The 12,671-nt window shown below is 33.3% G+C and carries 11 protein-coding genes; 1 reads left to right on the top strand and 10 read right to left on the bottom strand.

Features of this window, described 5'->3' with window-relative positions:
- The 10 genes from ACW2QF_RS08390 to rimO all read right to left on the bottom strand — a co-directional run.
- Nucleotides 1-522, bottom strand: a 522-nt coding sequence (locus tag ACW2QF_RS08390; RefSeq protein ID WP_455715552.1) for an ATP-binding protein, incomplete at its 3' end; no start/stop codon positions are given.
- A gap of 156 nt (nucleotides 523-678) precedes the next feature.
- Entirely contained in the window at nucleotides 679-1,458 is a 780-nt protein-coding gene (locus tag ACW2QF_RS08385) for a CheR family methyltransferase (protein ID WP_455715551.1), read from the bottom strand.
- Between the two features lie 218 nt (nucleotides 1,459-1,676).
- On the bottom strand, nucleotides 1,677-3,599 hold the full coding sequence (locus ACW2QF_RS08380) for a bifunctional 4-hydroxy-3-methylbut-2-enyl diphosphate reductase/30S ribosomal protein S1 (protein ID WP_455715550.1): 1,923 nt from the start codon (nucleotides 3,597-3,599) through the stop codon (nucleotides 1,677-1,679).
- A 61-nt stretch (nucleotides 3,600-3,660) separates the two neighbouring features.
- Complete coding sequence (gene cmk, locus ACW2QF_RS08375; protein ID WP_455715549.1) at nucleotides 3,661-4,326, bottom strand: (d)CMP kinase; 666 nt, start codon at nucleotides 4,324-4,326, stop codon at nucleotides 3,661-3,663.
- Nucleotides 4,327-4,399: 73 nt separating this feature from the next.
- Nucleotides 4,400-5,629 carry an NAD(P)/FAD-dependent oxidoreductase gene (locus ACW2QF_RS08370; protein WP_455715548.1) on the bottom strand — a complete coding sequence of 410 codons (1,230 nt, stop codon included), beginning with the start codon at nucleotides 5,627-5,629 and terminating at the stop codon, nucleotides 4,400-4,402.
- Nucleotides 5,622-6,527, bottom strand: a complete 906-nt coding sequence (locus ACW2QF_RS08365) for a MurR/RpiR family transcriptional regulator (protein WP_455715547.1) — start codon at nucleotides 6,525-6,527, stop codon at nucleotides 5,622-5,624. Before ACW2QF_RS08365 ends, ACW2QF_RS08370 begins: the two co-directional genes overlap by 8 nt.
- A 72-nt stretch (nucleotides 6,528-6,599) precedes the next feature.
- Nucleotides 6,600-7,313, bottom strand: coding sequence for a hypothetical protein (locus ACW2QF_RS08360; protein ID WP_455715546.1), 714 nt, complete (start codon nucleotides 7,311-7,313; stop codon nucleotides 6,600-6,602).
- A 194-nt stretch (nucleotides 7,314-7,507) separates the two neighbouring features.
- The gene (locus ACW2QF_RS08355; protein ID WP_455715545.1) at nucleotides 7,508-8,758 is read right to left on the bottom strand and encodes a competence/damage-inducible protein A; all 1,251 of its coding nucleotides are present in this window, start codon (nucleotides 8,756-8,758) and stop codon (nucleotides 7,508-7,510) included.
- 2 nt (nucleotides 8,759-8,760) lie between these two features.
- A complete protein-coding gene (gene pgsA / locus ACW2QF_RS08350) occupies nucleotides 8,761-9,303 on the bottom strand; it encodes a CDP-diacylglycerol--glycerol-3-phosphate 3-phosphatidyltransferase (RefSeq protein ID WP_455715544.1) in 543 nt (180 codons plus the stop codon).
- A 23-nt stretch (nucleotides 9,304-9,326) separates the two neighbouring features.
- Nucleotides 9,327-10,652, bottom strand: coding sequence for a 30S ribosomal protein S12 methylthiotransferase RimO (rimO, locus tag ACW2QF_RS08345; protein WP_455715543.1), 1,326 nt, complete (start codon nucleotides 10,650-10,652; stop codon nucleotides 9,327-9,329).
- 258 nt (nucleotides 10,653-10,910) lie between these two features.
- Here rimO and ACW2QF_RS08340 point away from each other — a divergent pair, with 258 nt between their 5' ends.
- Nucleotides 10,911-12,563, top strand: coding sequence for a CvpA family protein (locus tag ACW2QF_RS08340; protein ID WP_455715542.1), 1,653 nt, complete (start codon nucleotides 10,911-10,913; stop codon nucleotides 12,561-12,563).
- Nucleotides 12,564-12,671 lie beyond the last annotated feature (108 nt).

The raw sequence follows: 12,671 nt of genomic DNA, 5'->3' as shown, positions 1-12,671 counted from the left end.
GTAATGTAGTTGATTCCTTTCAGACCATCTTAGTATAGCCTCTTCTTTTACCAGATACAATGGTCGAATTACTTCCAATCCTTCATAATTTTGGTTCTTTTGTTTTGGCATCATCGTCCCAACCTGTCCATCATATAGCATACCCATTAATAAGGTTTCAATTACATTATTAAAATGATGACATAAAGCAATCTTATTGCAATCAAGATCTTTAACATGATCGGTCATGATTAGAGGAATATCTATGGCCTTCGTATATTCCATTATTTCGTGACAGTTTTTCTTATTATATCCAATAGTAGGCATAAAAAACACAAGATCTATGCTAATCTTTCCATGTCGTTTTAGTTCCTGCATACATTTAGCAAGTAATAATGAATCTTTATCACCTGTGATACAAACAGCGATCCTATCTTTATCATGAATCAAATCATATTCTTCAATTGCTTCAATGAACTTTCTCCAAATTGATTTTCGATATGTCGTAATAATGGTTCTTTCGATTTCTTTACATTGTTCCATAGTAAACTCCATTCTGACAAATCCATTGTATATCATGCGCTATAAATGGTTGTTACAACGTATAAGAACTTCAGTATACAATAGACTACTGAAGTTCTACACAGCTTTTTTATGTTAACGTATCTAATAAATTTTGTCAATATCAAATATGAATTCCTATATCTTTTTATAAAAGAAAGATTTAAATGATTCAAATCCTAATGTTTGCGGTTGGATAATCTGTTCTGTACTACCAACAAATAGAATACCCTCTTTTTTCAAGGAGTTATTAAACTTCTTGTAAATATCCTCCTTAGCTTCTTCTGTAAAATAAATCAAAACATTACGGCAAACAATCAAGTCACAAGAATCTGGATAAGGGTCTTTTAATAAATTATGATTTCTAAATTCAACACAACGCTTAATCTCATCATTAATTTTATAAGACCTGTCATTAATTTTTGTAAAATATTTTGTAACAAATTCCTTAGGTAATCCTTTCAAACTCTTATCATTATACAAACCGCATTGAGCCTTTTCAAGAATTTGCTTATCAATATCGGTAGCAATTATCTTAATTTGATTTAAAGGTAAGAACTTAGACAATAGCATTACCAATGAGTATGGTTCATCACCAGTCGAACATGCAGCACTCCAAATCTTTAATTTCTTTCCGAATTGACTCGTAAGATAAGGATAAATTTCTCTCTCTAATATTTGCCATTGTTCAGGATTCCGATAGAATTCCGATACATTAATGGTTAAATATGCAACAAATTCATCATATAACGCTTTATCATTCTTAATAGCATCAACAAATGAACTATAAGAATTTATATTATGTTTTGTTATTAAAGCATCAATTCTTCTTTTCATTTGTTTTTCTTTATATGAATTCAAATCAATTGTGGTTAACCTGAAAATTTGTTCCTTAAACTTTTCATAATTATCAATCAACTTTCAACTCACCTTTCATCTATAACATTCTTTAATCATGCCTAAAACACCTTATAGTATGTTTTAATCAGTATATAAAAAAAGACTTATTAATTTGTATGTTAGACATTACAGAACAAAATCAATTCATTCTGTAATGTCTTTTTAACTAAACTACCATCACGGTACTTTAACTAACAAATTAAAAAGTCAATCACATTGAACGTTAGAAAGTATTATTATTCTTCAACACTTTCTTCTGTTTCAGTATCTGCTTCTAAAGCTTTCATGCTTAAGCTAATTTTCTTATCATCGTTATTGAAATCAACAACTTTTGCTTTGATTTCTTGACCAACTTTTAATACGTCCGCTGGTTTTTCAACGTGTTCTTTAGAAATTTGAGATACGTGAAGTAATGCATCTACTCCTGCTTCTAATTCTACGAATGCACCGAAATCAGTCATACGAGCTACTTTACCTGTTACTTCTGTACCTACAGCATATTTTTCAGCTGCATTAACCCATGGATTAGTATTATCAAATTTTAAGCTAAGAGCGATTTTTTCTCCATCGATTTCTTTGATTAATACTTTTACAGTATCGCCAACTTTAAATACTTTCTTAGGATTTTCAACGCGACCCCATGACATTTCTGAGATATGAAGAAGACCATCTGCACCACCTAAATCGATGAATGCACCAAAGTCTGTAACATTCTTAACTGTACCTTCAACTGTCATTCCTACGCTGATTTTTTCAAATAATTCTTTTTGTAGCTCTTTTTTCTTAGCAACAAGAAGTTGTTTACGATCACCAATAATTCTTCTTCTTCTTGGGTTGAATTCACTGATAACGAATTCAATTTCTTGTCCCGCATATTTTTCTAAGTTCTTTTCATAAGAATCAGATACTAAGCTAGCTGGAATAAAGATTCTTGCCTCATCAATAACAACACTTAAACCACCATCTAAAACAGCAGCTACCTTAGCTGTTAAAACTTCCTTATTATTGAAAGCTTCTTCTAATCTCTTATTACCTTTTTCTGCTGCTAATCTCTTATATGTTAAAAGAACTTGTCCTTCACCATCATTTACTTTAAGAACTTTAGCTTGCATTGTATCCCCAACAGATACTACTGTAGTTAAATCTACATTAGGAGTATTCGTATATTCGCTTCTAGTAATAATACCGTCTGCTTTGTAACCTATATTTAAGATGATTTCATCTTCTTTCACACCGATAACTGTTCCTTCTACAACCTCTCCGTTGTGTATTGTTACTAATGACTCCTCTAATAATTGTTCAAAACTCATTTCTGACATAGTCGTATGAACCTCCTTAATAATATTGTTTGGGGTTGATGCCCCTGCGGTAATACCTACGCTACGAAAAGATTTAAATTGATTTAAATCCAGGTCACTGAGTGTCTGTATATAGTAAGTATCTTCACATTCTTCTTTACATATTTCATATAACTTTTGAGTATTCGAACTATTCTTGCCACCGATTACAATCATAGCATCTGACTGTGAAGCTAATTCACGAGCTGCTGTCTGACGTTCCTCTGTGGCATTACAAATAGTATTTAAAACAAGTATATCATAACCCTTTTTTGAAATAATTTCAACTATATCTTTAAATTTCTTGTAATTAAATGTCGTTTGGGATACAATGCATATCTTTTTTTCCTTTTCAAGGCTAAAATTATTCGCATCTTCAATACTTTCTATTACAGTAACTGGACCTTTAGCCCAACCGAGTATTCCAATAACCTCCGGATGATTTGAACTTCCAATAATCACAATATGTCTTCCGTCTACTGATTTTTTATCAACAATCCGATGAATCTTCTTAACATAAGGACAAGTTGCATCAACTACTGTCAGATTAGAACTCTCTATCTTATCCTGTACTTCTTTTGATATTCCGTGCGATCTAATAATTATTGTTCCCTTAGTCGATTCATTTAATTCTTCTAGGTCATTAATTACTTTAACTCCCTTATTATCAAGATCTTTTACTACTTCTTCATTATGAATAATTGGTCCAAATGTATAAACCGTCTCTCCATTGTCGATATGTTTATAGACGGTATCAATAGCTCTTTGTACTCCAAAACAATAGCCTGCACTTGTGGCTATTCTAACTTTATTATCTTCCACGATATCACCCAGTCAAAATGACTAGCCTTTCTAATTATGCGCTTTTAAGCATAATGATCACTTATTGTTTCTTGTTAAATATATCTATAATTTCTGTAACAACTTCATCAATTGTCATATCCGAACTATCTACTAAGATAGCATCTTCTGCTTGACATAATGGAGCAAATTCTCTTGTCATATCTTGATGATCTCTTGCTATAATATCCTTTTCAATTTCTGCAATATCGCAAGCCACACCTTTTTTAGTTAATTCTACATATCTTCTTCTTGCACGCTCAGCGGAGGAAGCAGTTAGATATATTTTAACATCAGCATTTGGTAATACATAGGTTCCAATATCTCTTCCATCCATTACCACGCTTGTCTTACTAGCAAGTTGCCTTTGTAGCTCAACCATCTTCATACGAACATCTTTATTCTTACTACTAGCAGAAGTCATCATGCCAACTTCTTCTGTACGAATAAATCCATTGACATTTTCTCCATTTAATATTACTTGTTGTTCTCCGTCTACGTATTCGATTGACACATTTACCTCATTGCACGCCTGCGTAATTTTTTCACTCTCATCTGCAGTGATTTGATTTCTCATAAGATAAAGAGCAACCGCACGATACATTGCACCGGTATCCACATATATAAATCCTAATTCCTTTGCTATCTTCTTAGCGATTGTACTTTTACCAGCACCTGCTGGCCCATCAATTGCAATACTGTAAACCATAGTTTAGCTCCAATCTATCTAAATTTAGTGAAAGCAGAAATTATACTCTGCTTCGCTACTTACGAGACAAGGATTAAATAGAATTTCCTGCCGCATAAGCAGTTGACCACGCAATCTGTAAGTTGAATCCACCTGTCAAAGCATCTATATCTAATACCTCACCTATAAAATACAACTCCGCTACTAGCTTAGATTCGATTGTAGTTGTGTTAATCTCCTTAACAGAGACTCCCCCTTTGGTAATCACGGCTTCATTATAGCTGCGAAGACTGGCTACAGATAGTTTCATATTCTTAATCGTATGAACAAGTTTCGTTCGTTCATCTTTCGTTATAACGTTAACTTTTTTATACGGATCAATTCCACTTAGTGAAATTATAATCGGTATTATCTTTCTTGGCAATAGATTATCTAATGCATTTTTAAATTGTTTATTAATAAACTCATCAAAATCACGCATTATTCTTGCATCTAATTGTTCTTCTGTTAACGCTGGCTTTAAATCTATACCAACGCTTATGTCGCCTTTTTTAATATAAGGTATTACATAACTACTAGCACTTAAGATAACAGGACCGCTAATTCCAAAATGCGTGAATAACATCTCACCAAAATCACTATAGATTTCTTTGTTCTTAGCAGTTACTGTAACTTTAATGTTTTTCAGTGATAATCCTTGTAATTCTTTAATAAATGATTCCTTGATATTAAACGGTACTAACGATGGATTACACTCCGTAATTTTATGTCCCATGTTCTGTGCAAAACGGTAACCATCTCCTGTTGACCCTGTTGTAGGGTAAGATAATCCACCCGTTGCAACAATTACTGCATCAGCGTGTATTACCTTCTTATCACCCTTTAGACGAATTCCCATACATACACCATCCTCAGCAACAACCTCACTCACTTCACTATGAAAAGAGATTTTCACATCAAGTCGTTGAAGCTCTCTATGAAGTGCTCCAATTACATCTGATGACTTATCAGATTCCGGAAAAACTCGATTACCTCGTTCAATCTTCGTCTTCAATCCTATTTCTTCAAAAAAATCTATTAGGTCAAAATTGTTATAAGCATAGAAACTACTATACAAGAATTTACTGTTCGTCATAACATGATCAAACAATGTCTCCATATCACAAGCATTCGTTATATTACAACGACCTTTTCCTGTGATATATAGTTTCTTTCCTAATTTTTCATTCTTTTCATATATTGTAACTTGATGACCATTTCTCGCTGCATACACACCCGCAAGCATACCAGCAGCACCGCCACCAACAATAATCACTTTACTCATTATTCTTCTCCTCTAGTGTAGTCTGATTTCCATCTTCTTCATATCGATACACCTGATATTCATTCCATATTTCCTCTAAAGAAGCAAAGGTAGAAACCACTTCTTCTTGTTTTTGTTGACATACACCTACTATGATTGCATTAATTATACTCATAGGCGCTACAATTGAATCTGCTATAGAAGCCATATCACAACGCGCCAAAAGATTACAATCACTGTATTTAGTCATAGGAGAAGCATAACTGTCCGTTATTGATATAAGTTTAGCGTTACGATTCTTTGCGAATTCAATTGCTTTTAACGTACTTCTTGAATATCTAGGAAAACTTATTCCAATTAAAACGTCATCTTCACTAATTCGATAAAGCTGTTCGAATAGCTCACTAGTACTATTGGAATGGATCATTACTACATGTTCAAAGATTAATCCAAGATAATAACTCAAGAAACTTGCAAGAGGTGCACTACTACGAATACCAATAATATAAATTTTCTTTGCATGCAATAACATTTCAATTGCATTTTTAAATGCCTCTTCATCAATTTCTTCAGCAGTAAGGCGTATCTTCTCAGCATCAGAGTGCAAAACAAACTTTAAGATGTTGTCCTTATTAATACGATCAAACGTTACTTCCATACGTTGAACAGAATTCAATTTATTCTTCGCCATCTCTTCTAACGCACGTTGAAATTTCGGATACCCATCGTATCCAAGTATCATAGCGAAACGTACTACCGTCGACTCACTTACTCCAACTATTTTTCCCATCTTAGCTGCAGTTAGATACACCGCTTTATCATAATTGTTTAAAATATAGTTAGCAAGGAGCTTTTGCCCCTTGCTAAGTGAGTTATATTTATTATTAATATTTTTCACCAAATCTGTTTGCGTATTCATACATTCCCCTTTTGCTAGGTCATCGTTGCTAACTTTAATTACATTATAGTAAGAGATGTTGACCTAAACTTTTTAGTTCTCATTACCTGTCATATGTGGCTCATTAATTTCATATTGAATATGTCCACTCATATATGCTTCACCATCTATACGAAAGATTACCTTCTTACATGTAGATAAATTGTCAAGTAGGCTATAAGAGATGCAATCAAGAGTTGCTTCTTCTTCACCAGCTCCTACTCCTGTTACTGGTGCACTACCTTTCATAAAATTAACAATTACTGTATCTCCTTCTTGTGAAACACTACCAATCTTTACTTCATATGAATTAGCACTGAAAGCTTCCACAACTTCGTCAACAATAACTTCAGCAGTAATTTCAGTATCCGCGGAAACATATGCAATTGCATCTTCTGTTTCTAATGATTCATCATTAATTGTGTAAATCGGAAGTTCAACTTCTGCTTTTGCTGTAGTATTTGAAGGGTCTTTATCATCTTCATTCGCACTTGTTTCTTGACTTGTTTCTGTTTTTGAATCTTCTTCAGCAACTTTATTATTATCAACTCTGGCCTCTGCATCCGATGATTCGGATTGTTCATTCTCTGTTGTGTCTGTATTCGAGTCAGACTCATCAATATCTTGATCTGTTGAACCATTTGTTGATTCAATTATCATATTTTCTTGCTTATTGTTCGTAGCATCATCTGCTTTCTTACAACCTGTAACTGCAAGGGCAGAAATTGATGCAATTGTTACTAATGTTAAAATGTTTTTCTTTTTCATGCATGTGCTCCTTTCTATTCACCACGGAATGACTAATCAATAATTCTGAATAGTTATGCAATATCTTTAACTATTTCTACAATAAATCAAAACTATGTCATTTTTATGGTATTTTATTAAAAATTGCTTTTATTAAGGAGTACCGGATATCTTTCGTAAAATTTCTATTCAATAAGAAATTGCTCCCTTAAACTTTACTTGTAATTATCAAGAATACAACGACGAAGTAGGTCAAGCGCATACACAACAGCATTGTCACGAACCTTTTGACGGTTACCCTTGAAGTTGAATTCTTTGACAGTTACCTTTCCATTCACGAAACAACCAATATAAACTAAACCAACTGGTTTTTCATCTGTTCCACCATCTGGCCCAGCAATACCTGTAATTGCTACCGCTACATCAGAATCTGTATTAATCGCTGCACCTTTTGCCATTTCTTTGGCACATTGCTCACTTACAGCACCGTATTTTTTCAGTGTATTCTTGTTTACATCAAGATTTTTCTTTTTAGCTTTGTTAGAATAAGTAATAAAGCCTTCTTTCAGTACATCAGAAGCACCCGAAACATTAACTATTCTTCCAGTAAACAAACCACCTGTACAAGATTCTGCTGTCGCCAGTGTCAAATCATATTTCTTAAGTAGCTTAACTACTGCATATTCTAATGTTTCTGCCTCATCAGTTGTATATACATTTTCTTTAAAACGTTCTTTTAATTCTTTCACAACTGGTTTCACTAATTTCTTAGCTTCCTCTATTGTAGGTGCACTTGCAGTTACACGTAGATGAACTTCCCCACACTTAGCATATGGAGCAATTGTAGGATTTGACTGCGCTTCAATCAAATCTGTAATCTGAGTCTCAACAAAGCTTTCGCCCATACCACTGATTTTAACCATCTTAGAAAAGATTACATTCGGTCTAATCTGATTCAAATAATCAAAGATATCCTTTTCAAACATAGGAATCATCTCATTTGGTGGTCCAGGAAGCAAGATAACACGCTTGTCTTCTTTTGTCTCAACGATAAGTCCTGGAGCGGTTCCATTATCGTTATCAATTACCTTACAGCCTTCAATAATCTCAGCCTGTTTCCAATTGTTATTTGTTATTACTTTGTAAATACTTCTTTCAAAATATTTCTCAATTCTTTCTCTTGTATGACTATCTTCTACAAGAGAAAGATTCAATGCTTTCGCTACGGTCTCCTTAGTTAAATCATCCTTCGTCGGCCCTAAACCTCCTGTAAGAATAACAATATCGGAACGATTACATGCTGTTGTCACAGCATCAAGCAATCGCTCCGGATTGTCACCCACAGTTACTTCATAGTATAGTGACATACCAAGTTCTGCGCATTTTTCAGATAGGTATGCTGCATTTGTATTAACAATATTACCAAGTAAAAGTTCAGTTCCTACGCTAATTAATTCAACTACCATTGTTATTTACTCCCTTCTTTAAGTACATTCTTGTTCTTTATTAAATAATCAATAAGCGAAATTACTGTTAATATTAAAGCTACATAAATAAATACTTGTTCAAGGACATTAAAAAACGCACCATCAAAATTAATAATTAATAAGATTGACATAATCATTTGTGCAGTTGTCTTAAATTTACCCCACCAACTTGCTGCGATCACAATTCCATTATCGGATGCAATTAAACGAAATCCACTTATTATAAACTCTCTACTTATGATAACAATTATAATCCATGCCGGAACTAATTGTAGTTGCACGAAACAGATAAGTGCAGAGCAAACTAATAATTTATCCGCTAATGGATCCATGAATTTCCCAAAATTAGAGATAAGATTATATTTTCTTGCTATATGCCCATCTAATGCATCTGTTAAACATGCTATAATGAATATAGCTACTGCGACATAATTAGAATATGGTACCATATTCGTCAATAAGAAGAATACGAAAAGTGGTATCATGCAAATTCTTGCTATCGTTAATTTATTTGGTAGGTTCACCAAACCTCACTCCTTTCAATCTGTTAATATACTATTTCTGCCGTCAAATCATAATCATTAGCACCAGTAACTTTTACAGTTACGAAGTCACCTGACATAATTTCATGTTCCGCATTTATAAAGATATAACCATCGATATTCGGTGCATCCATATAGGTTCTTCCGATATATACATTATCTTCTGGCAATCTACCTTCAATCATCACCTTAAGAGTTCTTCCAACCATATTTTGAGCATGTTCGAAAGCTATCTCTTGTTGTAATGTCATTAATTCGTCTTTTCTTTCTTCTTTAATTTCTTCGTCAATTTGATCTGGCATATTGGCTGCAGGCGTATCTTCCTCTGGAGAATAAGTGAAGACACCAAGACGATCAAATTCCATCTGATCAATAAATTCAAGTAATTGTTCATGATCTTCCCTTGTTTCCCCTGGGAAACCTGTAATTAAAGTAGTACGTAATGAAATGTCCGGAATTTCTTTTCTAAGTTTTGTTACAATATCAATTAATTCCTGACGGTTTGTACGACGTCCCATTCTCTTAAGAACGTTATCAGAAGCATGTTGAATAGGCATATCAAGATAATTACAAATCTTTTCTTCTTCTTTCATAACCTTGATTAAATCATCTGTAATTTCTTCTGGATAACAATAAAGAATTCGAATCCACTCGATACCTTCAATCTTGCATAATTCCTTAAGTAATTTGTGTAGGCTCTTTTCACCGTAAAGATCTACACCGTATAATGTCGTTTCTTGTGCTACTAACATTAACTCTTTCACACCTTGTTCCGCTAGACTCTTTGCTTCTGCAATTAATCTTTCCATTGGTACACTACGGAATTTACCACGAATCTTAGGAATAATACAATACGTACAGTGTTTGTCACACCCTTCTGCAATTTTAAGATAAGAATAGTATCCACCAGTTGTTAAAACTCTTTTGCTTTCCACCTCTGGAGTTACATCAATATCTTCAAAGCTTTCACTTGTTTTTCCTTCAAGCGCTTCTTCAATTACCTTAACGATGTTCTCATAACTAGACGTTCCAACAATAGCATCTACTTCTGGAATTTCATCTTTGATTTCTTTTTTATATCTTTGTGCAAGACATCCAGTCACTATCAATGCCTTTAGATTTGCTGTTTTCTTAAGTTCTGCCATTTCAAGAATTGTATTGATACTTTCTTCTTTGGCATCATTAATGAAACAGCATGTATTTACAACGATAATATCAGCCTCGTTCTCATCGTTTGTCATGATGTATCCCTTTTGGTTAATTAAGCCTAACATCACTTCACTGTCTACGAGGTTTTTATCGCAACCTAACGATATAAATAATATATGCATTCTAAATCTCCTTCTATATCTAAATGAAACATGTATATTATTACTATATAGCCGTACTACTTGTGTCGTAATAAATAATGATAACATTACAAAATAGTCATGACTAATTAGTTACAGTATATTCTAACAGTTTTCTTCAAAAAATGAAACATTAAATTTGCTGTTTATAAAAATTATATATTCTTCACACCTTTTTAATTGACATTTTTACTTATCTTGCTACTATTAAATAAATGAATATATTAATGGAGGATGTTTATGAAAAAAACGAAAAGCATCGCTTTGGTTGCTTTACTAGTACTAATTGTGGGATTCATTTATTATTATATAGCACTCCCACCTATTAACATTCATGCGAAAGGCTTCTGGTATTTTGTAATCAGTGTTCTGGCTATTGTTACTATATTATGTCTTATTACTACTGTAATTAAGAATGTCAAATCACATGACCAAATTCGAAATATCAATAACCTAGCTCTTAATTCTTCTGATTTTAAGAGCAAACAAGTTCTAATCTCTTTTGGAATTACACTGGTTGCAATTGTTATCTTTATAATCGGAAGTGTTCTCTCTTCCCCTATTGTAAATGCTTCAAAATACCAAAAGCTTATCAATATTGAAACAAGAGATTTTTCAACTGACATTGAAGAGATTTCATACAATGAAATTCCTTTGTTAGATAAGGAATCTGCAACGTTACTTGGTTCAAGAAAGATGGGTAGCATGGTAGAATACGTTTCGCAATTTGAAGTAAGTAATGCTTATACTCAGATTAATTATAATAACTCACCAGTTCGAGTTACTCCTTTAGAGTATGGTAGCCTTTACAAATGGATAAGTAATCAATCTGAAGGCATTCCTGCCTACATCCGTATCGATATGGCTACTCAAGATGTAGACTGTATTAAATTAGAATCCGGAATCAAATACTCAAAATCAGATCATTTCGGGCGAAATATTTATAGATACTTACGATTCAAATACCCGACTTATATATTTGATGAGCCAAGTTTTGAAATTGATGAATCTGGTGTTCCATACTGGGTATGTCCTGTGAAAGATTATACCATTGGTCTTTTCGGTGGTGAAACAATCTCTAATGTTGTTCTTGTTAATGCTATTACTGGTAAGCATACCAATTATAAAGTGGAAGATGTTCCCACTTGGATAGATCACGTATATTCTGCTGATTTATTAATAAGCTACTATGATTATTATGGTACATTAAAACACGGGTACTGGAACACTTTATTCAGCCAGAAAGATTGTCTTAAAACAACAGAAGGATATAATTATATTGTCCTTGATGACGATGTCTGGGTATATACTGGTGTTACTAGTGTTGGTGGTGACGAATCTAATGTTGGTTTTATTCTTATGAACCAACGTACAGCCGAAACAAGGTATTATTCAATCTCTGGTGCAGAAGAATATTCCGCTATGTCCTCTGCTGAAGGGCAAGTTCAACACCTCGGTTATAAAGCAACCTTCCCACTACTTCTTAATATTGATAATGAACCAACGTATTTCATAGCCTTAAAAGATGAAGCTGGATTGGTTAAAAAGTATGCGATGGTAAATATATCAAAATACCAAGTTGTAGCAATCGGTGATTCTGCCTTAGAATGCGAAAAGACCTATACTGCTCTTCTTCGCAACTCAGGTATTACAGTTTCACAGGAATCTGAAACACTAACCATTACTGGAACAATAACTAAGATTGCACAAGCAGTAATTGATGGCAATTCTCACTACTATGTGATGCTTAATAACTCAGATGAAATCTTCGATGTGACGATTGGAAATGTTATCGATATGTTGAAATATGATGTTGACAGTACCGTTACCTTCTCTTATAAAAAAGGAACGGATAGTAATACCGTTATAAGTATTGGAGAAACAGTGCAATAAAAAAACTTTTCGTAACTGTGTGCCATATGTGGATATAAATATGTTCACAAAATGGCATACAGCGTAGAAAAGTTGTTCTTTTTTTAAGAAATCAATTAACTATAATAA

Source organism: Anaerosporobacter sp., assembly GCF_965301125.1.
The sequence above is the reverse complement of the archived record's forward strand: the minus strand, read 5'-3'. Positions and strand labels throughout refer to the sequence as shown.